Raw genomic sequence first — 22730 nt, forward strand, 5'->3', positions numbered from 1 at the left:
GTGTTTTAGTGACTGAGGGCGGTCGAACCCGACGAGACCGAACGAAGTGAGGTCTCGGCACGGTTCGAATCCGCCCGAGCCCATACAGATCCGCGAGCGTAGCGGGTGTGGTTTCTGCTGAGAAGGCGGTCGAACCCGACGACGAGCGAGATAAAGCCGAACGAAGTTCTCGCGGGTCGAATCCGCCCGAGTTTCAGCGCCCCCTTTCGCTCACCCGAACGCCCGACTTCGACCCTCGAATTCGACAGAGTCCGAATAATATCAAATATTCAAACTGTGTGTCGAGAGACGACATTCAGCCCCCTAATTTTCGTCGCACGTTCGGAATTAGTTCGTGCCAGTTCCTATGTAGTTTCTCTTCGTTACAGCAACAAATATATACAAGTAGGGTTTGCAGACAATCAGATACTGGTGAATATATAATGCTCCGAACTGCGCTCACAGCGACCGGCGTCCTCGCGCTCGTCGTCGTCGCCGGCGTCGGCGGCGCGCTGGCACTCGGGTTCTCGCCCGCGGACTTGGTCGGTGACGTAACCGATAAGGTCGGCGGAGACGCACCGTCGGACGTGCAAAGCGACGGAGGAAGCGACGGTACGAGCGAGGCGGCGGACGGCGGCGACGAAGCGGTACAGGACGCGTACGACCAACCGCTCCGGTTTTCGGTCGGTGAAATCGAAGAGTGCGGAACGACCTGTCGGGACGTGACCGCGCAGGTGAAAAACACCGGCAACGAGTCCGTCGACGAGATCGACGTGACCGTCCGCATCTTCGCCGACGACGACGAAGTGTGGGACGGGAGCGTCGAAGTCGGGTCCGTCGACGCCGCGGAGACGCAGGAGCAGACGATTCGCGTCGAACTCGGCTACCTCGACGCGATGAAGATCAAACAGAACGACGGCTACATCACCGTCCGTACGACGGTGACGACGGACGAGGGCACGTTCGAGTTCGAAGAGCGTCGGAAAGTCGCGTGAGAACAGTCGGCACGCCGTCGGCGTGTTCCGAAATCCTTTTTGCTCCCATCCGCATCCGTCAGAGTGCGCCGCCTTAGCTCAGACTGGGAGAGCACTCGACTGAAGATCGAGCTGTCCCCGGTTCAAATCCGGGAGGCGGCATCCTTCTGATTCCGACTTTCGAGCGAGGCGTCTCGTCGCCGAGCGACTCAGTCGGAATCTGTCGATGCTATCGACCGTGATTTGAACCCTGGAAGACACGCGCAACGAGCGAAGCGAGTGAGCATGTCTTCCTCCGGTTCAAATCCGGGAGGCGGCATGATTTTGCGACGAGCAACCTCGCGAGCCACAGGTATACATCTGGACGAATTTGAACGAGACCGAGGTTCTGCGAGTGAAGCGAGCAGGTTCTCGGCCGTAGTTAACAATCCGAGAGGCGGCATCTCGATTTTACGCGAGCCTCACCCGAGAAGCTGCTGCGCTCGACTAACTGGCTGAGAGACTCACGAGACAGTCGCCCACCGAGTAGCCGAGCGCCACGGCGGTCCGCTTCCGCTATAGCAACGACCGGAGTAGCCGAAGCGGGAAGGCGATAACCGCGGTGACGAAGTCACTCACCCCCGAAACAGCGGGCCAATAGCTCCGAGCGTTGCGAAACTGTGCGACGCCGAACCGTATCGCAGTTCGGGTCGCACGTGCCGGATCGGTGAGTCCCCGGAGGAACGTTCTCCTCCCCGCCGAAGGCCGTGTTTACGCGTGTCGAGATATCTATTCCCACGGGGTTCCGAGTAAGAAAGAGCTATAGTTTCGGTTCGAAATAGAACTAGCAACTAGTGACCCGTCTTCCAAATCCGATTCGAGGAGTGATATTGCTCATCGGCCTCGGCCTCGCGCGACTCGGCCTCGTCGCGCCCGAGCGCGTCCGTCGAACCACTGACCTCTCGTGGCCGCGCATCGTCACCGGCGTCGCCCGCATGTCGAAGAACGCCGTCGACGTCGCGATGGTCGGTATCGCTATCGGCCCCGCCGCCATCGCCGGCGTCGGCCTCGCGAGCGCCTACTGGGGTATCGCGTTCGCGCTCGGCGGCGGGTTCGCCGCCGGGACCATCGCGCTCGTTTCGCAACGATACGGCGCGAACGCGTTCGAAGAACTCGGACAGGCGGTTCGTTCCAGTCTCCTCGTCGTCGTCGCCGCGACGGTCCCGGTGATGCTCGCGTTCGTCTTCTTTCCCGTCCAGCTCATCACCCTCATCAACGGCGACGCCAACGCAATCGCGTTCGGCGCGCTCTACCTCCAGATAGTCGGCTTCGCGGTCCCCTTCGCGGGCGTCAACCTCATCGGCAGTCGCATCTACATCGGCCTCGACGACGCGTGGACGCCGATGCTCGTCCGCGCCGGCGGCGCGATATCGAACATCGTCTTCAGCGCGCTGTTCATCTTCGGTCTCGACATGGGCGTCGCGGGCGCGGCGTTCGGTACCCTCCTGGCGAACGTGTTGGTCACCGTCGCGTTCACCGTCGGCCTCGTCAACGGGCGCCTGCCAGGCGCGGGCGACCTCCCCGTCACCATCGACCTGAGGGGGGCGTACGTCGACTGGCCGACGATGCGGCAGATAACCGAGATCGGCCTCCCGGTCGTCGGCCGGAGCATGGTGTGGACCGTCGCCAACTTCCCGATGCTCGCTATCGTCGGCATGTTCGGTGCGCCTGTGCTCGCCGCGTACGTCATCAGCCGTCGCATCTGGGGCATCATGAACACGCCCGGCTGGGGCTTCGGTCTCGCGTCGAGCAGCCTCGTCGGTCAGGAGCTGGGGTCGGGTAACGAACGGACCGCGGAGGCGTACGGTCGCGAAATCGTCCGCTTCTCCGTCGCCACCTACATCGTCGCCGCGGCGCTCGTCGCGGTGTTCGCCGAACCGATCGTCCTCGCGTTCGTCGGCGGACGTGCTGACCCGTCCTTTTCGACCGCCGTGACGCTCGTTTACGTCTCCTGTTTCGCGGTCATCGCGCAGGGCGTCAGCGGGGCCTCGGCGGGGCCGCTCGACGCCAGCGGCGACACCACCTGGCCCTTCCTGAGCCAGGCACTCGGGATGTTCGCGTTCTCGATTCCGGTGGCGTACCTCGGTGCGACGACGTCGCTCGCCTACTGGGGGCTGTACCTCTCGTTCGTCGCGGAGACGACCGTGCCGGCAGCACTCAACTACTACCGCTTCTCCACCGGCAAGTGGAAGCTCGTCAGCCGTAAGTTCCGTCCGGGGTCGGCTGTCGCCGACGACTGAGAACCGACGACTGACGACTGACACCCATGACCGACCGACTCGCACCCGACGCACCTCGCGAGCAGCAGACGATACGACTCCCCGAAGCGCGACTGGCGTCGTTCCGGGAGTGGGCCGAGGACGGAACCGCACTCGCCGCGGCGGCGCGGGTGTGCGATTCGGAGGGTCGCATCGCGCTCGTGCGAAACCAGTGGTCCCGGGGATGGATTCTCCCCGGTGGCGCGGTCGAACCCGGCGAGCGTGCGGCCGAGGCCGCTCGTCGCGAAGTGCGCGAGGAGACGGGACTCGACGCGACAATCGGGGAGGTGCTCGTCGTCGTCGAACAGACGTACGTCCCCGAAACTGGAGACGGAACGGCCGGCGAGACGGCGTTCTCGGCGCAGTACGTCGTCTACGCGGGCCGCGCGGACGGTGAGATACCGAGCGCGGAGCGGTTGGGCCTGACCGCCGACGAGATTACGGCGGCGCGGTGGTTCGAGACGCTTCCGCGGCGACTCCACGACGGAGACCTGCTCGAACCGTACCTGTAGCGACTCGGGAGGCCGCGTGAGGGGATGCGACGTTCCCTACGCGAGTTCGTCGCCGAGAGCGCGTCTCGAAGCGGTTGTCGGATTCGACAAACAGTACGGACTCGGAAGCGTTATGAGTGCTGACGGACTTCTCTCAAAAGCAATGGCAAAAGGTACGGTCGACTTTTTCAACGACACCGGCGGTTACGGATTCATCGAAACTGAAGACGCAGACGACGACGTGTTCTTCCACATGGAAGACGTCGGCGGCCCGGACCTCGAAGAGGGTCAGGAAGTGGAGTTCGACATCGAGCAGGCCCCGAAGGGCCCGCGCGCGACGAACGTCACCCGACTGTAAGCGTCGTTCTTTTCAGAACGCCGATCACACACGAACACGGTTCTATTTGAACTCCTCCGGCGAGCGATAGCTTTCCCCGAACGTTCGACCCGCGCTCACTCGGGACCGCGGTGAAGACGGCTAGAATCTCCTCGGCGCTCGTGATACGGTGCTCGGCGAACCGGCCGTCGCCGAGTGGACCGACGAACGGACGCGATTGGCTTTTGTCGCCGCCGCCCGAACGTTCGCGGACGACGGATGACGGACGACGAGCGGGTCGGCGAGAGCGGCGAGAGCGGCGAGAGCCACGACCACGCCGAGGCGAACCGCAGAGCGCACGCGGTGACGCTCCACCGGCCGACCCACCGCGAAGTGCTCTGGCAGGTCGAGGAGGCGTTCGAGCGCGGCGACATGGTGACCCTGTTCGGCCGCTGTACGGTCGAGTACGACGGCCGCGCCGCGAGCACGCTCGGCCTCGGCAACCGGCTCGTGATTCTCAAACCCGACGGCGCGGCGCTCGTCCACACCGACGAGAAGCGGACGCCGGTGAACTGGCAGCCGCCGGGCTGTGAACACCACGCGGCGGTTCGAGACGGGCAGTTCCGGATTCGGAGCGAGCGCACGACGCCCGCAGAGACGCTCGACGTACGCTTCGAGCAGGTCCACCAGTTCTCGTCGCTGTCGGTGACCGGCGGCCGCGACCTCGACTTGCAGGGGAGCGAGGAGGACCTCCGCCAGCACATCCTCGAGGACCCGGACCTCGTCGAACCGGGCTTTCTCCCGCTTTCGACCGAGCGGCAGACGAGCGCCGGTCCGGTCGACATCTACGGCGAGGACGACGACGGCCGCGCCGTCGCCGTGGAGTTGAAGCGGCGGCGGGTCGGCCCCTCGGCGGCCGGCCAACTCCAGCGCTACGTCGCCGCGTTGCGCGAGGAGTTCGGAGACGGCGCGGCGGTCCGCGGCGTTCTGGTCGCCCCCTCGGTCACCGACCGGGCGGCGACGCTGTTAGCGGAGCGCGGCCTCGACTTCGTGGCGCTCGACCCGACGACGGGTCGGCCGCCGGAGGGGAGCGAGGACTGAAAATCGGGGATTGTCGGCCGCAGTCGTCCGCGTACGGTGACGACCGCACTGCCGCCGCGACCGGGAGGTGCGAGCGGACCGGAAGGGCCGGAGCCGTGTCAACGAGTCGCAGAACGCGTAGAGGACGCATCGAAGGCTTTATTCACGGCGTTGGCCTTGTTCAGCCCAAGTAACTATGGCAGACAAACCGGCCTCAATGTACCGGGAGATCTCCAAAAAGCCGTACACGCGGCGTGAGTACATCACGGGGATTCCTGGCTCGAAGATCGCACAGCACAACATGGGTAACCTGCAGACGGGTCCGGAGGACTACCCGGTCCAGATCAGCCTCCGCGTCGAAGAGGAGTGCCAGATTCGACACGGCTCGCTCGAATCGGCGCGTCTGTCGGCGAACCGCCTGCTCCTGAAGCACGTCGGCCAGCCGAACTACAAGATGGTGCTCCGCAAGTTCCCCCACCACGTCCTGCGCGAGAACAAGCAGGCGACCGGTGCGGGTGCGGACCGCGTCTCCGACGGGATGCGCCAGGCGTTCGGGAAGCCGGTCGGCACGGCCGCGCGCGTCCAGCGCAACGACGCCGTGTTCACCGCCTACTGCAACCCCGAAGACGCCGAGACGGTGAAAGACGCCTTCCGCCGCGCGTACAACAAGATGTCGCCGCCGTGCCGCATCGTCGTCGAGAAGGGCGAGGAACTGCTCGTCGCCTAGTGAGAGAGCGATTCCTCGCGCGTCTCGCAGAGAAGGGCGAGGAACTGCTCGTCGCCTAATCGACGAAACCACCAACGACCGCCGAACGGCGGACACACACGCTTTTCCCTCCTCCACCGAACTCGTAGCGTATGCTCCGACTCGCGGTGACGACCGACGCCGAGACGTTCGAGCGGATGCGCGACCCGCTGGCCTCGCGCGGCGTCGACGTTCGACACCTCCGCGCGAACGGGCGAACGATTCGACTCACCTCGTCGCCTCCGGAGACGTTCGACGTGGGGTTCGTCTACCCGACGCGACTGATGGAGGGCGGAGCGCTCGACGCCCTCCACGGGGTTCCGTGGGTGAACGACCGCGAAGCCGTGCTCACCTCGCGGAACAAGGCGGGCGTCGTCGCCGCGCTCTCGCGGGCCGGCCTCCCGGTTCCGCAGACGACGATGGTGTCGAACCCCGTCGACGACGACGAACTCCTCGCCGCCGCCGCCGAGTTCGACGGCCCCGTCGTCGTCAAGCCGAACTCGACGACCCGCGGCGCGGGAATCGTCCGCGTCGACGACCCCGACTCGCTGTCGGGTGTAGCGGACTATCTCCGGCTCGTCCACGACTACAACGCGACCGGCGACAAGTCGTATCTCCTGCAGGAGTTTCTGCCCGGCGCGCGAGACTACCGGGCGATGGTCGTCGACGGTCAGTGCGTCGGCGGCGTCGAACGTCGGTTACCGACGGAGGCGCGGGAGGCGGGGCGGTGGAAGCACAACGTCCACCGCGGCGCGGAAGCGACGGGCGTCGAACTGGCCGAGAGACACCGACGCCTCGCCGAAGACGTCGCCGAGGCGCTGGAGGTTCCGTACCTCGGCGTCGACCTCCTCGAAACCGAAAATCGGCTCGTCGTCGGCGAGACGAACGCACGGCCGACCATCGACGACGACGCGAAGTACGACGCCGGCTTTTACGACCGGTTGGCGGCGCTGGTGAAGCGGCAGGTCGAGTAGCCAGAACCCCGAGTCGTCGCTCACTGTCGCTCTCGGTGTGCGGTACGAAACGTTGGAGGGAGTGACGACGGTGTCGGCGGCAGCGCTACTCGACGTCGATTTCGGCGGAGTCCTCGATGCGATCGAGCGTCACCTGGAGGACGCCGTTTTTGAACGTCGCGCTCGCGGAGTGTTCGTCGACGCGCGCGGGCAGTTGGATGCGCTCGTCGTACTCGCGGCGGTCGCTGGCGGCGCTGATAGTGAGCCGTTCGCCGTCGCACTTCAGGTCGATGTCGTCCTTGTCGACGCCGGGGAGGTCGGCGACGACGCGAATCTGGTCACCTTCGTCGACGACGTCGACGTGCGTCTCGCTCGCAAAGCCCGTGCGGTCGTCGAAGCCGCCGGTCATCTCGTTCATCATGCGTTCGATCTCGCCGAAAATGTCGCCGAAGGGGTCGTCACGGTCGTCTCGCTTCATGCGGCACGCTAAGTCGTATGTGCTCAAAAGCCTTCTGTCGGTGTCGGGGACGGCGTATCCGTCGCGGATGATACGCCGAAAAGAGACGTTCCAAAACCCATATAGGAGGTGGGATTTAAATACTACACAGGCACTAACTCAGTTATGAGTGAAAAATCGTACCTTGGCGCCGGGGAAGAGGTCGACGAGTCGGAAGTCGTGCGCATCGCGCTTAACGGCTTCGGGCGCATCGGGCGGAACGTGTTCCGCGCGGTCATGGACGACCCGCGCATCGAACTGGTCGCCATCAACGACGTGATGGACGGCGAGGACATGCGGTATCTCGGCAAGTACGACACCGTCATGGGGCGCCTCGACGGCGTGACGCTGGAGGACGACCAGTTGAGCATCGGCGGCACATCGGCGCAGGTACTCAACGTCCAGAGCCCCGCCGAACTGCCGTGGGACGACCTCGACGTCGACGTCGCCTTCGAGTGTACGGGTATCTTCCGCACGTACGACGACGCCCACGACCACGTCGAAGCGGGCGCGGACAAGGTCGTCATCTCCGCGCCGCCGAAAGGTGACAAACCCGTGAAACAACTTGTCTACGGCGTCAACCACGACGAGTACGACGGCGAGGACGTCGTCTCGAACGCCTCCTGTACCACCAACAGCATCACGCCGGTGGCGAAGGTGCTCAACGAGGAGTTCGGCATCAACTCCGGACTGATGACGACGGTCCACGCCTACACCGGGTCGCAGAGCCTCATCGACGCGCCGAAGGGCAAGACGCGCCGCGGGCGCGCCGCCGCAGAGAACATCATCCCGACGACGACGGGCGCCGCGAAGGCGACGACCGAGATTCTGCCCGAACTCGACGGTAAACTCGACGGGATGGCGATTCGCGTACCGGTGCCGAACGGCTCCATCACCGAACTCGTCGTCGACCTGCAGGGCGACCCCAGCGCAGAGGAGATAAACGAGGCGTTCCGGAACGCCGCCGACAACGAACTCGCGGGCGTGCTCGGCTACACCGACGACGAGGTCGTCTCCTCGGACATCCTCCAGCTGCCGTTCTCCTCGACGGTCGACCTGAACTCGACGAACGTGCTCGAAAACGGCGGCCTCGCCAAGATTCTGACGTGGTACGACAACGAGTACGGCTTCTCCTGCCGGATGCTCGACGTCGCGCGCCACATCACCGAGGAGTAACGCGGCACTCACGGTTGAGTTATCGATTTTTCGCACGATTGCGCCCGAGAGTAGCGACAGAAGTGCGATGGCGTGCGTCGGAGGGCGACTCCGTTCGCCCGAGACCGCGCGAGGGAGTCGGGCGCGTTCATGCGCCCGACGAGGCTGGGGAGGGCCGAGGCTGCGGTCGGGTGGGATAGAACGAGGGCTTTCAACTTCTCGGTGTTGAGGACCCAATCTCGACTTCGGAAGGAAACACCTCTCTGATCTTCTCGAAAACCTCCATCGCAGACATATTTCGGACGTTGAACTGAACGGAGGGTGCGAGTCGGTCGAGATTCAACCGCTTCGCAAGACAGTATCAGGTTAAATCAGAGATGATATGATGGAAAACTCCGACGGCTCCACCGACGACCAGCGCCAACCCGAGCACATAGATAGGGAACGTAATGAGTGTCCGTAGAATCCCTCTCGGGATGATGAACAAGCCGTCTTGCGAAAACGCCATCACCCATCTTCCAGCGAAGATTGCAACGTAGAGAAGGATGAGTTCACGTCTAAATGCATAGCGGAACGAATCCATTGCTGTTGGGGACACGAAATGTCGTATGTACAGTCCTGTAATACGTATTCCGGGATGTGTCGAATTGCGTGTCGTTGAGCGATACGCTCTATTTGACGTGCCATTCTTATCAGGCGAGGGAGATCTCAATAGAGCCGTCTACACTCGTACCCGCGAGCGCCGACCGCATCCGCCCACGACTAAGTAGCAGTCCGACGATTTCCGACGTGAGATGGCTTCGTTCAACACGCTCGACGACCTCGACGCAGAGCAGCGCGTACTCGTCCGCCTCGACCTGAACTCTCCAGTCGAAGACGGCGTCGTGCAGGACAACCGCCGCTTCGAGCGACACGCCGAGACGGTGTCGGAGCTCGCCGAGGGGAACCACCGCGTCGTCCTGATGGCCCACCAGGGTCGTCCCGGCGACGACGACTTCGTCTCGCTCGAACAGCACGCCGACATCCTCGGAGAGCACGTCGGCAGAGAGGTAAAGTTCGTCGCCGACACCTACGGCGAGGAGGCGCTGGACGCCATCGACGCGCTCGAACCCGGCGAGGTGCTGCTGCTCGAAAACGTCCGGATGGTCGACGACGAGTTACCCGAGGAAGAGCCCGAGACGAAAGCCGAAACCGAGTTCGTGCGGACGCTCGCGCCGAAGTTCGACGCCTACGTCGACGACGCGTACTCGGCGGCGCACCGAAAACACGCCTCGCTGGTCGGCTTCCCGCTCGTCCTTCCGGCGTACGCCGGGCGCGTGATGCAGAGCGAGTACGAGGCGAACTCCAGCATCGCCACCCGCGAGTTCGACGGGCAGGTGACGATGGTCGTCGGCGGGACGAAGGCGACCGACGTCATCGGCGTGATGGACGCCATCGGCGAGAAGGTGGACACCTTCCTCCTCGGCGGCATCGCGGGCGAACTGTTCCTCCGCGCCGAGGGCTACCCGGTCGGCCGCGACGTCGGCGAGATGGACCTCTTCGACGAGCAGTGGGAGAACAACCAGGACGTTATCGAGGACGTGCTCCAGCGCCGCACCGGGCAGATTCGTCTCCCGGTCGACCTGGCGTACGAGGGCGACGACGGCGAACGCGCCGAGGTGTCGGTCGAGGACATCGACGAGAAGGACACCGGCTACCTCGACGTCGGTTCGGAGACGGTCGACAGCTACGCACCGACCATCCGCGAGTCCGAGGCGGTGTTCGTCAAGGGCGCGCTCGGAATGTTCGAGGACGAGCGCTTCGCCGACGGTACGGTCGGCGTACTCCGCGCCATCGCCGAGACGGACTGCTTCTCGGTCGTCGGCGGCGGCGACACCTCCCGCGCCATCGAGATGTACGGGCTGAGCGAGGACGACTTCTCGCACGTCTCCATCGCGGGCGGGGCGTACATCCGCGCGCTGACCGGCGAGTCGCTCCCGGCGGTCGAACTGCTGGAGGAGCAGGCCGAGAAGTAGGTGCGGGCGACTCAGTTCGCGTGGTGACGAGTCAGCCCTCGTAACCCGGTGCCGACGAGGTAGAGACCGAGCGGGACGAACAGAACGACCGCGGCGGTGTCGGCCGGTCCCCACCAGAGCGCGCTGTTCACGCCGTCGGTGAGGTCCGGCGACTGCGCGTAGCTGAGGTAGTTGAACACGCGGTAGAGCGGCCACGCGAGGACGACGAGGCCGACACCGATTTTGGGGAGGGCGTCGGTGTTCACGGGCTCTCCTCTGGCGAGGTGACAACTAACTGCTTCGATGGCGGACCGGCGGAGTCGGGGTCGACCGACACTACGATTTTACCGGTCACGCCCGAAACCACCGCTATGCTCGTCGGAATCGTCTCAGATACCCACGACAACCTCGACTGCGTACGCGCGGCCGTCGACCACTTCGAATCCGAGTCCGTCGACACCGTGGTCCACTGCGGCGACGTCGTCGCCCCCTTCTCGGCGACGCCGTTCGATTCGTCCTTCGAGTTCTACGCCGTCCGCGGCAACAACGACGGCGAGTGGAACCTCCAGTCGACGGTGGAGTCGTTCGGCACCTACCTCGGCGAAGCGGGCGAACTCACCTTCGACGACCTCGACGTGGCCGTCTACCACGGAACGAGCGGGACGCTCGTGGACGCGCTCGTCGACTGCGGCGACTACGACTACGTCCTCCACGGCCACACCCACCGGCGAGAGGTCGAGGAACGCGGCGAGACGGTGCGCGTCAACCCCGGTGGACTCCCGATTCCGGGTGCCGACGACGCGTTCCACGTCGCCGTTCTCGACACCGAAACCGGCGAGGTGTCGTCGCACGAAGTCGCGTAGAAGGAGCAACGTCGGTCGCCGCTCGGACGGTTAGATGGTTAGTCGTCGGCGGCGACGAACGACCGCGTCTGCCCGCCGAAGACGCTCTCGAGGCCGACGCCGAGCGTCTCGTTCGTCAGCGCGATGCTCTCGTCTTTCGTCGCGCTGCCGGTGATGGCGCGGACGGCGTCGATGTTCTCGGGGATCACGTCGCTCTCCTGGTGAATCGCCTGGAAGAGGTAGAGGTCGTCGTCCTCGACGGCGATGGACTCCTCCCAGATGCAGTTCTCCCAGAGGTCGCCGCGGGGGCGACCGGCGTCCATGGCGAACTCCTTGAGCTTGCCGGTGCCGTCGATACCGGAGTGTTGGGGGACGAAGAACAGCCGCGACTCGCCCGCGAGCAGGTCGCGCACGTCCTCGGCCGTCGGCGTCGATTCGAGCGTGACGTTGACGCTGTGGGTGTGCATCAGCGTCGCCGGCACCTTCAGCCCGAGCGTGTCGATCTTGAGGTCCGGGAAGATGGTCTGGACGTCCGGGCCGTGGTGCGAGGGGAGCTTCACGGGGTCCGGTAGGATGTCGTTGATCGGTCCGCGGCCCGTCTGTCCGGGGTCGCCGCCGCGACGGACGAGCGTCACGCGCGCTTTCTTCACGCCGTAGGTCTCGTCGAGCGGCGCGAGCAGTCGAGAGAGACCGGTCGTGTTGCAGGAGACGGTTCGGACGAACTGCGCGTCGGTGGCCTCGTCGTAGTTGGCGCGCGCGTTGAAGCTCACGTCCGCGACGTCGGCGTCTTCGCCGCCCTGGAAGATGGCCGGGGTGTCGTGGCGCTCGTACAGTTCGCGGTTCTGTGCGCCGATTCCGGAGGGAGTGGTGTCGACGACCACGTCGCTGTCGGCGACCAGATCGTCGACCACGCCAGCGAGGGGAACGCCCGCTTCGTCGAACTGGTCGACGCGCTCGGGAAGCGCGGCGTAGAGGGAGTACCCGTTTCGGACTGCCGTCTCGGCTTCGAAGTTCGGCCGCGTCTTCGCAACCCCGACGAGTTCCATGTCGGGCTGCGCGCAGACGGCGTCTGCGACGCGTTTGCCGATTGTTCCGTAGCCATTGACGCCCACCTTGAGCATATCCGGACCTGCTACCGGGAAGGACATAGTTATTTCGGAGCTTAACACTTAGAAATTAACTCCGAGGCGAGTAACCATGTCTCGGTTTCAGGTCACTCAGCCCCGGATATTTCAGCGTTTAGGTGAGAATATTACCGGCCCCGAGCGGGCGATGTGGCAAAGCCTAACCCGTCGCCGACAGCCATCTGTGGTATGGCCGACCACAGCACCGGCGACGCGCTCCGTGCCGCCGCGGAGACGGCGCTCGAACAGTGTCTGAACGTCCAGCCCGAGGAGTCCTGCGTCGTCGTCACCGACGACAAGCGAGCGCCCATCGGCGAGGCGCTGTACGAGGTAGCGAGCGACATCACCGACGACGCCGTCGTCGTTCGCTACCCACCGGGACCGCAGCACGGTGCGGAGCCGCCGGCACCCGTCGCGGCGGCGATGCGCGACGCCGACGTGTTCGTCGCGCCGACGACGAAGAGCCTGAGCCACACCCGCGCGCGCAGCGAAGCGTGCGACGCCGGCGCGCGCGGCGCGACGATGCCCGGAATCACGGAGGAAGTGATGCTCGCCGGGCTCGACGCCGACTACGAAGCGATCGCGCGGCACAGCCTCGACGTGCTCGAACAGGTCGTCGACGCCGACGAGATTCGCGTGACGACCGAGAGCGGCACCGATATCACGTTCGTCCCCGGCGACCGCGAGTGGCTCTCGGACACCGGGATGGTCCACGAGGCGGGGCAGTTCTCGAACCTCCCGGCGGGCGAGGTGTTCGTCAGTCCCGAGACGGTCGACGGCACTTACGTCGTCGACGGGACGATGATGCCGTACGGCCTGCTCGGAGAGGGGCAGGAGCTCCGTTTCGAGGTCGAAGACGGCTACGTCACGGAGATATCGGACGACGAGGTTCGGGCGCAGGTCGAAGCGGGCGCCGAAGAGGTCGGACGCGACGCGTACAACCTCGCCGAACTCGGCATCGGGACGAACGTCGGCGTCGACGACCTGGTCGGCTCCGTCCTCCTCGACGAGAAGGCCGCCGGCACGGTTCACATCGCCATCGGCGACGACGCCGGCATCGGCGGCGACACCGTCGCGCCGCTTCATCTGGACGGAATCATCCGCGAACCGACCGTGTACGCGGACGGGGAGGTCGTAGACCTCCCGACAGTCGAGCGGTGAAACCGCGAGACGGCGAGAAGGTGGAACTTCCGCGGTAACGAACGGCGAGCGCGGTAGCGAACGGCGAGCGCGGCAACGAACGGCGAGCGCGGCAACGGTCGGTCTCGTCGCGGTCCAGCCCCGTGCGAACGACGACTACCGCTGATACTGCTCGTACTGGTGCGTGAACTCCAGGAACTCGTCGAGCGGTCGAGTGCACCCCGCCATCGTCACGACGTTCGCGTCGGCGTCGTAGTCGACGATGCCCGCGTCCGCCAACTTCGGGAGGTGCGAGTGGTGTAAGTCGGCGCGGACCTGCTCGGTGACCTCCTCCGGAATCCGCTCTGGGTCCTCTTCGTACTCCCAGGCGGCGACCTGTTCTGCGACCTCCGAGAGCGTCGCCGGATAGCGACACGTCTGCAGGTGGTACAACACGTATCGACGGCGCGGGTCGCAGAGTACCTGAAACACCGCGTCGAGCGGAAACGTGTCGGTGTCGTCGACGCGGACGGAGTCAGGAAACTCCCCGGAGCCGTCTGTTCTCCCGTTGTCACCCCTCGTCTGTCTGTCGAATGAGTCGTCGTCCATCTTGTGTTCCCCCCAGTCCACTGGACGGTTCCGGTCGAACGTGTCGACGTCGTCGCCGACCGCCCTACAGCGATTCGTGTGCCTTTGACACAGTTTACGTACCACGGCAATACGGTTAGTACTGTTGTTGGTCGTTCGTGTTGTTTGCACAGCCACGCGTACGAGCGGTGGCGGGTTCCTTTCGAGAGTGGGGGTTCCTTTCGAGAGCGGGGGGTCGTCGTGAGAAGCGCGGACTTTTACGGCCAGATGGATTACGCCGTCGTATGAGCCAAAGCGAACGCGTCGCGGTGGTCTGTCCCTCCTGTTCACCGCAGACGGAGACGGTCCACGAGGTACTCAAACCCGGGGGCCAGACGACCGTCCGGTGCACCGAGTGCGGACACACCCACAAGACGAAAATCGAGGAGGAACGCGAGGTCGAACTGAGCGTCATCGTCTCCCAAGACGGCGAGTCGTTCAGCACGACCGTCGACGCGCCCGCCGAGGAGACGCTGGCGGTCGGCGAGGAGTTCGTCGCCGACACTCCGGAGGCCATCATGCTCGTCCGCATCACGTCGCTCGACGTCGGCGACGACCAGCGAGTCGAGGAAGCCGTCGCCGAGGACGTGGCGACCGTCTGGACCCGGGTCGTCGACAACGTGAGCGTCCCCGTGACGCTCCACCCCGGCGACGGCCGCCGCGACGAGACGCGGAGCTTCAAACTCAGCGTCCCCGGCGACTACGAGTTCGTCGTCGGCGAGACCGAGGAACTGAACGACGAGGAGTTCGAGATAGAGGGCATCCACGTCCGACTGAACGCGACGAACTACCGTTTCGACAAGTTCGACCGCGACGGCGACATGGTGTTCGCGAAGGACGTCAAGCGAATCTACGGCCGCGACGAGACGAGCTCGGCGTGGTCGGCGTGGTGAGCTAACCCTCCGCCCTACCGACGCGACGCGGAAGTGCCGAACGACGGAGGAGAACCCATGGACTTCGAAACCGCCCGCAAACGGATGGTCGACCGACTCGTCGACCGCGGCCGAATCGAGCGGGAGACGACGGCCGACGCGCTCCGCGCCGTCCCCCGTCACGCGTTCGTCCCGCCGGAGCGACGCGAGAGCGCCTACCAGGACCGTCCGCTGCCCATCGGCGGCGGCCAGACTATCAGCGCACCGCACATGGTCGCCATCGTCACCGACCTCCTCGCGCTCGACCCCGGCGACCGCGTGCTCGAGATCGGAACCGGTCGCGGCTACCACGCCGCCGTCACCGCCGAAGCGCTCGCGCGAGTCGAGCGCGGTGCCGGAGCCGACGACACCGACGACGCCGACGACGGAGGCGTGTACAGCGTTGAGTACGAACCGAAACTGGCCGAACACGCCCGCGAAACCCTCTCCGAGCACGGATACGACGTCGACGTCCGCACCGGTGACGGCTACGAGGGGTGGGCCGACCGCGCGCCGTACGACCGCGCGTACCTCGCCTGCGCGCCGGAGTCGCTACCGGAACGAGTGGTCGAACAGCTCCGACCGGGAGGGTGCGTCGTCGGGCCGGTCGGTCGCAGGCGTCAGCGACTCGTCCGCGCGTGGCGACGGGAGGACGGGCGCGTCGACCGCGAGACCCACGGCGGCGTCCGGTTCGTTCCGATGCGACGCAGCGACGACTGAGACGCCGCCGTCCCTCCCGGTCCGTCGGGGCCACGCAACGACCCTTTTTTGCCGACCGCCCGCTCACCCGTCTCTATGCCGACCGCACCTCGTTCGGGCTTCGACACCGAGACGTTGTTTCTCCTCTGGGCGGCCCGCGAGACCGGGGTCCTCGACGCGCTGACGAGTCGGGCAGGAACCGCCGACGCCGTCGCCGCGGAGACCGAGGTGACGCCCGAGGCGGCGCGCGTCGTCGTTGACTCGCTCGCAGACCTCGGTTTCCTCCGGCGCGTCGGCGACGAGTACGAGGTGACGAACCGCGCACTCGGCTTTCTCGCCAAACGCGACGTGCGTTCCGTCGGTCGCCTCCCGCACGCGCTCGACGTGCTCGACCGCTACACGGCGCTCCCCGAGACGATGACGACGGGGACACCGCCGGAACCGTCCGACGACTCGCTGGTCAACCGACTCGGCGCACACGCCGCGACCGACGAGGCGGTCGTGAGGGCATCCGTCACTGCCGCGGTCCGTCTCGCACCGCGTGCGGAGCGCGTACTCAACGTCGCGGGCGGGTCGGGCGTCTACGCCCGCGAGTTCGCCGCCAGGGGCTTCGAGACGACGATGTGCGACGGCGACGATGTCGTCGAGTACGTCGCTCCGGCGCTCGAACGCGAGGACGTGACGCTCGAACGCCGGTCGCTGGCGACGGTGGCCGACGGGACGTACGACCTCGTCTTCGGCGAGAACCTCTGTCGTTCGCTCGATGTCGCGGAGGTTCGGACGCTCTTCTCGACGGTCGAAGACGCGCTGTCGGCGTGCGGGGCGGCCGTCTTCGTCGAACCCGTTCGGGGTCGCTCGTCGTCGACAGCGACGGTTCGAGCGTCGATAGAGGCGCTCGCGACCGGTAGCGGCGGTGCGTACACCGACGCGCAGTACCGCGAGTGGTTCGCCGAAGCGGGATTCGAAGCCGTCCGCGTCGACGACGTGCCGGGGACCGACCTCCGAGCGGTCGGGGGATACAAGCGCGGAGTTGATTAGTCGCCGTCCCGCAAGGGGGGTATGGACCCCGCGGTACTGCGCGAGGACATGGTCGATGGCCTCGAACAGTCGCTCGGTGAACGCCTCGACGAACGCGTCGACGTGGCGATGCGGACCGTTCCGCGCCACGAGTTCGTCGACGACCAGCCGTACGCGAACAGAGACGCGACCGAAAACGGGAGTCGCGTGCTCGCACCCTCGACGGTCGCACGACTGCTCTCCGCACTCGACACGACGGGGGGTGAGAACGTTCTCGTCGTCGGTGCCGGCGTCGGTTACACCGCCGCCGTCGTCGCCGAACTGGTCGGCGAATCGAACGTCCAAGCGATAGACATCTCTCGACGGATGGTGCTCTACGCCCGCCAGCGCCTCGCTCAGACCGGGTACGAAGGCGTCCTCGTCGACTGCCGCGACGGCGCGAGCGGCTACCCCGAGTACGCCCCGTTCGACCGAGTTCTCCTCGAAGCCGCAGCGATTCGGCCCCCGCGTTCGCTCGTCGACCAACTCGCGCCCTCGGGGAGACTCGTCTTCCCGATGGGCGGCCCGAAACAGACGCTCGTCGCCGTCGAATCCGGCCCCGAGGCGGCCGGACCGGACGGCGTCGTCGAGCGCTACGGTCCCGTCCAGTTCGCGCCGATGCTGGTCGACGGCGAACAACCGGACGGGCTGGCGCGGAACCGGACGGTGCGCGAGGACCGCGAGTACGCCGAGAGCGGCTGGCACGCTCGCGCCGGCTGGGAACAGGAGTGGGTCGACTGGGACGAACACCTCTGAGGGACGAACACCTCTGAGTCGAGTCGAGGGAGTCGACGAACCCCGGACGCTCACCCGCCGCGAATCACCAGTATCTTCGTGTTCGCCCGTCGGTCGACGAACTCGCTTCCCGCAGGTGGTTTCACCTCGACGACGAGCGTCCCGTCCTCCTGGTTCGGTCCGAGCGACGGGTCGACAGTCACCGTCGCTTCACCGTTCGCGCCGGTCGTCGCCGTCTGGACCGCTTCGAGACCGGCGCTGCCGCTCTTGACGACGAGCGTCGCGTCGGCGACCGGGTCGCCGTCCGCACCGACGGCCGTCAGCGTCAGCGTCTGTTCCCCGGGGCCGACGACGTCCGGCGAGGGCCGAACGTCGACCTCGACGACGGCGAGCCCCTGAATCCCGCTTATCATGTTCATCATCACGCTGAGGCTGGCCACCCCGACGACCAGTGCGATGACGAGGCGGATGGGAAGCCCCTCGATAGCGCGTTCGTCCTGTCGGAATCTGTCGAACTGTCCTCGGAGTGCGTCGAGCATACGCCGGTCTGGCTCCCTTCCCTGGTTTAAACTCTCGTGCGAGCGTTGAAGCGACAGAACGAGGCTCACGGTTCGTATGCACGTTCTCGGACGAACGGCGGGAGAGTTCGAATCTCGGAACCCACAGACCGGCGCGACGCGACCGACCGGGCGTCTCGGAACGTACCGCGCCCGCGACGGGAGCGACGCGGCACCCGTCGGAATCGACTTCGACGAACCGCACGCGGCGTTCGTCGTCGGGAAGCGAGGGAGCGGGAAGTCGTACACGCTCGGGGTACTCGCCGAAGCCGCCGCCCGAGCGGACGGCGTGGCACCCGTCGTCGTCGACCCGATGGGCGTCTTCTCGGGGCTCGCGGCCGCTTCGTCACCGACCGACGTCGCCGCCACCGTCGTCGAAACCCCGGCTGTCGCGGCGGACTCGTTGCCACCGGCGTCGTGGCCTGGGCTCGTCGGCCTCGATTCGGAGAGTCCCGCGGGGACGATCGTCTGGCAGGCGGCGACCGAAGAGAACTCGCTGTCGGCGATGCGAACGTACGTCGCCGATGCAGACGCCGGGGAGACGGCCCGACGCGCAGCGAGAAACCACCTCCGACTCGCCGACTCGTGGGGCGTGTTCGACCCGGCGGGCCTCGCAGTCGACGAACTCCTCGGTGGCGAGGCGACCGTGTTGGACCTCTCAGAAACCCCGGACGCGCCGGCGAACGCGGTCTGCGCGGCGGTCGCAGGGGGGCTGTACGAGCGGTGTGCGTCCGCCGTCTCGTCCCCGCTGGAGGAACCGACACGCCTGCCGTGGCTGTTCGTCGACGAAGCGCACGCGTTCTTCGACGGGGTCGCCGCCGACGCGTTACGGACGGTGCTCACTCGCGGGCGCGCGCCGGGGATGAGTCTCGTCGCCGCGACACAGCGCCCGAGTGCGCTGCCCGACGTCGCCGTTTCGCAGGCGGACCTCCTCGTCGCCCACCGACTGACGATGCAGGCCGACGTAGACGCGCTGACGGCGGCACAGCCGACGTACCTCGCCGGGACGATACGCGAGCGGCTGCCGACGCGGACCGGCGACGCGCTCGTCGTCGACGACACCACCGAGTCGGCGCACGCGGTCCGGATACGGGAGCGAGACACCCCGCACGGTGGGGGCAACCCGCGGGCGAGTCGAGTCGCCGACGGCGCGGACGGACGCGGCGACCGACGCGAGAGCGGAGAGTCGACCTAACACTCTCTCTTCCAGAGTCGAGGACGCACCCGACCCGGTATCGGGGAGTGCTCGTCTCCGCCGAGGTGAGGTGACTCGGCGCGTATCGACAGGTACAGGCGACCGGAGGCCGAACGCCGAAACATGGCTGACGACCCGGCGGGCCGGTCGGTTCTCTCGCGTCTCGTCGCCGGAGCGACGGGAAAACCCTTTCTCGCGGTGATGGTCGCGTTGCTGCTCGCACTGTCGCTGTTCTTCTTGGCCGGTGGACTGCTCTACGTGTTCGGCTGAGTCGCTGCCGACCGCGCGGCGATTTCGCTCGCGGGTCGAACTTCAGAGAAGCGCCCGAGGCGGGATTTGAACCACGGTCGTTTCGTTCGCCGTGCTCGCTTCACTCTCTGATTCAAATCCCTTCTATGGTCGTACTGCCGCTCACGGTGCGGCGGGCACACGATAGGCGGCGCTCGTCGGAGTTGCTCGCGGAAAAAGTACGCCCGAGGCGGGATTTGAACCCGCGTCACGACCGTGACAGGGTCGTATGATGGGCCACTACACCACCCGGGCCTGACGCATCAAGACGTACTGGTCGAAGTTATTAATGGGTGTCGATATGCGGCGCAGACACAACACCATCGTCAAGAGGTATAGACGACCGGTCAGTCGAACTGCTCGGTGACAAGATAGTCGCTGGCCCAGTTGATCCGTGACTTCGGCGCTTTCGGATGGGGGTCTTCGACTCGAAGTCGCATCTCGCCGGCACCAGTGTCCGAGATAGGAATCCAGTACACACGCTTCGTCTCCGGCGAATAGACGGCATACGCGTCGATTTCGTCGGGCGTATACTCTGCGTCGACCCGACTGCCTTCGACTACGGTGGAACTGTAGAGATTGAACCGGATAGCACCATTGACCCAGTTTCCGGTTTTGCATTGGACACGATGCAGTGCCTCCGAGTCGTCGACAATCAAGTCGTAGCGGTCGCTGTCTCTAAACGGTACTGATACCGAGCAACCGAGAGCCATCAGTGCCCCGAGTATAGTAGCCTCCGTTTCATCACCACGGCGAGATGTGTTCACATCTCGGTGTCTCTGCCCAATCGAATGTGAATCTCCGGAGATCGAGGGGACGTTGCATTTGGGTCGGAATCTGAAGCGTCCGAGGCGGGCTTTTATATCCGCCCGACTTCACTCACTGCGCTCGTTCAAAAATCCCTCCGTGAGTATGCACCCGGAGTCACTTCGCTCGGCGACTAGACGACTCGCTCACGACGTAACCGCGGTAGAAAGACGCCCGAGGCGGGATTTGAACCCGCGTCACGACCGTGACAGGGTCGTATGATAGGCCACTACACCACCCGGGCTTGCTGCATTCATCCGTTTCGCCGTGTCGTAAATAACGCTTACCATCCTGACGCGCCGTGCGGCGGGATACCGCGACCCGCGTGGCCGGAAAGCATATAATCGGTTACGTTCAGTTGCAGTGTAATGCAGGTTCCCGCTGTGGGTTCGACCACGGCTGGTTAGCGGTGCGCCGCGCGCTTGACAAGTGTTATATGGGTGGGTCGTTAATGCCGCTGTAGTATCTCGTGAGAGCTTCTTCCCACAAGCCCCACCCATGGTAGACGTAAGCCAACACAAACTTGTCCCGGAGCACACGCTCGTCGACGAGGAGGACGTCGACGCCGTGCTTCAGGAGTACAACGTCGAACGGACGAATCTGCCGAAGATCAAACGAAAAGACCCGGCGTTGCCGGACGAGGCCGAACCCGGTGACGTCGTCAGAATCGTACGCGACTCGCGAACGACGGACCAAGCAGTCGTTTATCGGCTGGTGATCGAATGAATCGACAAGACCGACGCACCATCTCCCGACAGTACTTCTCGGACGAACGCCTCGCAGAGCACCACTTCCGCTCGTTCAACGCCTTCCTCGAACGCGGCATGCAGGAGGTCGTCGACGAGAAGGAGACCATCGACACCGACATCGGCGACAAGGAGGGCGAGGAACCCGTCTACGTCGAACTCGGCGACGTTCGGGTCGTCACCCCGCGCGTCCGCGAGGCCGACGGCAGCGAGGAACTGCTGTACCCGCAGGAAGCGCGCCTCCGCAACATCACTTACTCCGCGCCCGTGTTCATGGAGATGTCCATCGTGCGCGGCGGCGAGGAGGAAGAGGAGGTCGTCGTCGACTCGACGGAGACGAAAGTCGGCCGCATGCCCATCATGGTCGGCTCCGAGCGCTGCAACATCTCCGACTTCGACCACGACGAGCTCGTCGAAATCGGCGAGGACCCCGTCGACCCCGGCGGCTACTTCATCGTCAACGGCTCCGAGCGCGTGCTGATGACGAGCGAGGACCTCGCGCCGAACAAGATTCTCGCCGAGTACGACACGAAGTACGGCGACGAGATTCAGGTCGCCAAGACGTTCAGCCAGCGCCGCGGCTACCGCGCGCTCGTGCTCTGCGAGCGCGGCCGCGACGGCCTGCTCGAAGTGTCGTTCCCCTCGGTCTCCGGCTCCGTGAACTTCGTGACGCTCGTTCGCGCGCTGGGACTCGAATCCGACGAGGAGATCGTCCACCGCGTCTCCGACGACCCGGAGATCGTGAAGTTCATGCTGGAGAACCTGGAGGAGGCCGACGTCCAGACGACCGAGGAGGCCATCGAGACCCTCGGCAAACGCGTCGCCAGCGGTCAGGGCAAGAACTACCAGCTGAAGCGCGCCAACTACGTCATCGACCGGTACCTCCTGCCGCATCTCCACGAGGAGGGCGTCGAGGAGGAAGAGGTCCGCATCAACAAGGCGTTCTACCTCTGCCGGATGGCCGAGGCGTGTTTCGAGCTCGCGCTCCAGCGCCGCGAGGCCGACGACAAGGACCACTACGCCAACAAGCGCCTCAAGGTGAGCGGCGACCTGATGAGGGACCTGTTCCGGACGGCGCTCAACAAGCTCGCGCGCGACGTGAAGTACCAGCTCGAACGTGCGAACATGCGGAACCGGAATCTGACGGTCAACACGGTCGTCCGCTCCGACGTGCTGACCGAGCGCCTCGAACACCCCATCGCCACGGGGAACTGGGTCGGCGGCCGCTCCGGCGTCTCGCAGTTGGTCGACCGGACCGACTACATGGGTGTGCTGTCTCACCTGCGCCGCCTCCGCTCGCCGCTGTCGCGTTCGCAGCCGCACTTCGAGGCGCGCGACCTGCACGCGACCCAGTGGGGTCGCATCTGTCCCTCCGAGACCCCTGAGGGACCGAACTGCGGACTGGTGAAGAACTTCGCGCAGGCGATGGAGCTCTCGCAGAACGTCGAGGACGAACAGGCACTGAAACGAGAACTGGCGTCGATGGGTGTCGAGGGGATGCCCGGACTGGAAGGCGTCGAACCGACGACGGCGGACGACTAAAC

At 65.5% G+C, this 22730-nt stretch carries 26 protein-coding genes and 3 tRNA genes; 20 read left to right on the plus strand and 9 right to left on the minus strand.

All coding sequences use genetic code 11. The features are described 5' to 3' along the window. Positions 1-422: 422 nt before the first annotated feature. The 8 genes from DV709_RS06650 (at position 423) to DV709_RS06685 (ending at position 6856) form a co-directional block, all read left to right on the plus strand. Positions 423-974, plus strand: a complete 552-nt coding sequence (locus tag DV709_RS06650; protein ID WP_117592843.1) for a hypothetical protein — start codon at positions 423-425, stop codon at positions 972-974. A gap of 67 nt (positions 975-1041) precedes the next feature. Next, positions 1042-1115, plus strand: a tRNA-Phe gene (locus tag DV709_RS06655). Positions 1116-1786: 671 nt separating this feature from the next. Beyond that, on the plus strand, positions 1787-3232 hold the full coding sequence (locus DV709_RS06660) for an MATE family efflux transporter (RefSeq protein WP_117592846.1): 1446 nt from the start codon (positions 1787-1789) through the stop codon (positions 3230-3232). A gap of 26 nt (positions 3233-3258) precedes the next feature. Further along, the gene (locus DV709_RS06665; RefSeq protein WP_117592848.1) at positions 3259-3762 is read left to right on the plus strand and encodes an NUDIX domain-containing protein; all 504 of its coding nucleotides are present in this window, start codon (positions 3259-3261) and stop codon (positions 3760-3762) included. Positions 3763-3904: 142 nt separating this feature from the next. Continuing rightward, positions 3905-4099, plus strand: a complete 195-nt coding sequence (locus DV709_RS06670; protein WP_117592850.1) for a cold-shock protein — start codon at positions 3905-3907, stop codon at positions 4097-4099. A gap of 237 nt (positions 4100-4336) precedes the next feature. Then, positions 4337-5158: an endonuclease NucS gene (gene nucS, locus DV709_RS06675; RefSeq protein WP_117592852.1), complete on the plus strand. Its 822-nt coding sequence runs from the start codon at positions 4337-4339 to the stop codon at positions 5156-5158. Between the two features lie 175 nt (positions 5159-5333). Continuing rightward, on the plus strand, positions 5334-5864 hold the full coding sequence (locus DV709_RS06680) for a 50S ribosomal protein L16 (RefSeq protein WP_117592853.1): 531 nt from the start codon (positions 5334-5336) through the stop codon (positions 5862-5864). 131 nt (positions 5865-5995) lie between these two features. Further along, entirely contained in the window at positions 5996-6856 is an 861-nt protein-coding gene (locus tag DV709_RS06685; protein WP_117592855.1) for an ATP-grasp domain-containing protein, read from the plus strand. 85 nt (positions 6857-6941) lie between these two features. Here DV709_RS06685 and DV709_RS06690 read toward each other — a convergent pair whose 3' ends face one another. Then, on the minus strand, positions 6942-7313 hold the full coding sequence (locus DV709_RS06690; RefSeq protein WP_117592858.1) for an Hsp20/alpha crystallin family protein: 372 nt from the start codon (positions 7311-7313) through the stop codon (positions 6942-6944). A gap of 144 nt (positions 7314-7457) precedes the next feature. Between DV709_RS06690 and gap the strand changes: the two genes are divergently transcribed. Next, positions 7458-8507, plus strand: coding sequence for a type I glyceraldehyde-3-phosphate dehydrogenase (gap, locus tag DV709_RS06695; protein ID WP_117592860.1), 1050 nt, complete (start codon positions 7458-7460; stop codon positions 8505-8507). A gap of 340 nt (positions 8508-8847) precedes the next feature. Here gap and DV709_RS18005 read toward each other — a convergent pair whose 3' ends face one another. After that, positions 8848-9069: a hypothetical protein gene (locus DV709_RS18005; protein WP_117592862.1), complete on the minus strand. Its 222-nt coding sequence runs from the start codon at positions 9067-9069 to the stop codon at positions 8848-8850. A 211-nt stretch (positions 9070-9280) separates the two neighbouring features. Between DV709_RS18005 and DV709_RS06705 the strand changes: the two genes are divergently transcribed. Continuing rightward, positions 9281-10501, plus strand: coding sequence for a phosphoglycerate kinase (locus tag DV709_RS06705; RefSeq protein WP_117592864.1), 1221 nt, complete (start codon positions 9281-9283; stop codon positions 10499-10501). Positions 10502-10512: 11 nt separating this feature from the next. On the opposite strand, the gene DV709_RS06710 is transcribed toward DV709_RS06705, so the two are convergent. Next, entirely contained in the window at positions 10513-10746 is a 234-nt protein-coding gene (locus DV709_RS06710) for a hypothetical protein (RefSeq protein WP_117592866.1), read from the minus strand. Positions 10747-10851: 105 nt separating this feature from the next. Between DV709_RS06710 and DV709_RS06715 the strand changes: the two genes are divergently transcribed. Further along, complete coding sequence (locus tag DV709_RS06715) at positions 10852-11343, plus strand: metallophosphoesterase (RefSeq protein WP_117592869.1); 492 nt, start codon at positions 10852-10854, stop codon at positions 11341-11343. A gap of 38 nt (positions 11344-11381) precedes the next feature. Here DV709_RS06715 and DV709_RS06720 read toward each other — a convergent pair whose 3' ends face one another. Then, complete coding sequence (locus DV709_RS06720) at positions 11382-12443, minus strand: type II glyceraldehyde-3-phosphate dehydrogenase (protein WP_117592872.1); 1062 nt, start codon at positions 12441-12443, stop codon at positions 11382-11384. Positions 12444-12635: 192 nt separating this feature from the next. Here DV709_RS06720 and DV709_RS06725 point away from each other — a divergent pair, with 192 nt between their 5' ends. Then, a complete protein-coding gene (locus DV709_RS06725) occupies positions 12636-13607 on the plus strand; it encodes an aminopeptidase (protein ID WP_117592875.1) in 972 nt (323 codons plus the stop codon). A 135-nt stretch (positions 13608-13742) separates the two neighbouring features. Here the strand turns inward: DV709_RS06725 and DV709_RS06730 are convergent, their stop codons facing one another. Beyond that, entirely contained in the window at positions 13743-14174 is a 432-nt protein-coding gene (locus DV709_RS06730; RefSeq protein WP_117592878.1) for a DUF7344 domain-containing protein, read from the minus strand. A 263-nt stretch (positions 14175-14437) separates the two neighbouring features. On the opposite strand from DV709_RS06730, the gene DV709_RS06735 reads away from it, so the two are divergent. The 4 genes from DV709_RS06735 (at position 14438) to DV709_RS06750 (ending at position 17614) form a co-directional block, all read left to right on the plus strand. Next, positions 14438-15085, plus strand: a complete 648-nt coding sequence (locus DV709_RS06735) for an HVO_0476 family zinc finger protein (protein ID WP_117592880.1) — start codon at positions 14438-14440, stop codon at positions 15083-15085. A 57-nt stretch (positions 15086-15142) separates the two neighbouring features. Then, the gene (locus DV709_RS06740; protein WP_117592882.1) at positions 15143-15823 is read left to right on the plus strand and encodes a protein-L-isoaspartate(D-aspartate) O-methyltransferase; all 681 of its coding nucleotides are present in this window, start codon (positions 15143-15145) and stop codon (positions 15821-15823) included. Positions 15824-15898: 75 nt separating this feature from the next. Then, positions 15899-16840 carry a methyltransferase domain-containing protein gene (locus DV709_RS06745; RefSeq protein ID WP_117592884.1) on the plus strand — a complete coding sequence of 314 codons (942 nt, stop codon included), beginning with the start codon at positions 15899-15901 and terminating at the stop codon, positions 16838-16840. Between the two features lie 21 nt (positions 16841-16861). Next, entirely contained in the window at positions 16862-17614 is a 753-nt protein-coding gene (locus DV709_RS06750) for a protein-L-isoaspartate O-methyltransferase family protein (protein WP_117592887.1), read from the plus strand. 50 nt (positions 17615-17664) lie between these two features. Here the strand turns inward: DV709_RS06750 and DV709_RS06755 are convergent, their stop codons facing one another. Beyond that, positions 17665-18132, minus strand: a complete 468-nt coding sequence (locus DV709_RS06755) for a prealbumin-like fold domain-containing protein (RefSeq protein ID WP_117592889.1) — start codon at positions 18130-18132, stop codon at positions 17665-17667. 76 nt (positions 18133-18208) lie between these two features. Between DV709_RS06755 and DV709_RS06760 the strand changes: the two genes are divergently transcribed. Together DV709_RS06760 and DV709_RS17675 are read left to right on the plus strand one after the other, a co-directional pair. After that, on the plus strand, positions 18209-19345 hold the full coding sequence (locus tag DV709_RS06760) for an ATP-binding protein (protein ID WP_117592891.1): 1137 nt from the start codon (positions 18209-18211) through the stop codon (positions 19343-19345). 123 nt (positions 19346-19468) lie between these two features. Next, entirely contained in the window at positions 19469-19615 is a 147-nt protein-coding gene (locus tag DV709_RS17675; protein ID WP_157972672.1) for a hypothetical protein, read from the plus strand. 200 nt (positions 19616-19815) lie between these two features. Here the strand turns inward: DV709_RS17675 and DV709_RS06765 are convergent. The 3 genes from DV709_RS06765 to DV709_RS06775 all read right to left on the minus strand — a co-directional run bounded on the left by DV709_RS06765 (position 19816) and on the right by DV709_RS06775 (position 20684). Beyond that, positions 19816-19888, minus strand: a tRNA-Asp gene (locus DV709_RS06765). Positions 19889-19980: 92 nt separating this feature from the next. Then, positions 19981-20400 (minus strand): group I intron-associated PD-(D/E)XK endonuclease, encoded by a 420-nt coding sequence (locus DV709_RS06770; RefSeq protein ID WP_157972673.1) that lies wholly within the window; start codon positions 20398-20400, stop codon positions 19981-19983. A gap of 211 nt (positions 20401-20611) precedes the next feature. Next, positions 20612-20684: transfer RNA gene (locus DV709_RS06775), tRNA-Asp, on the minus strand. Between the two features lie 254 nt (positions 20685-20938). On the opposite strand from DV709_RS06775, the gene DV709_RS06780 reads away from it, so the two are divergent. Then, a complete protein-coding gene (locus DV709_RS06780; RefSeq protein WP_117592896.1) occupies positions 20939-21166 on the plus strand; it encodes a DNA-directed RNA polymerase subunit H in 228 nt (75 codons plus the stop codon). Beyond that, complete coding sequence (locus tag DV709_RS06785; protein ID WP_117592898.1) at positions 21163-22728, plus strand: DNA-directed RNA polymerase subunit B''; 1566 nt, start codon at positions 21163-21165, stop codon at positions 22726-22728. The genes DV709_RS06780 and DV709_RS06785 overlap by 4 nt, the downstream gene beginning before the upstream one ends. The last annotated feature ends 2 nt before the right edge of the window (positions 22729-22730 follow it).

Source organism: Haloprofundus halophilus (genome assembly GCF_003439925.1).
Lineage (GTDB): Archaea > Halobacteriota > Halobacteria > Halobacteriales > Haloferacaceae > Haloprofundus > Haloprofundus halophilus.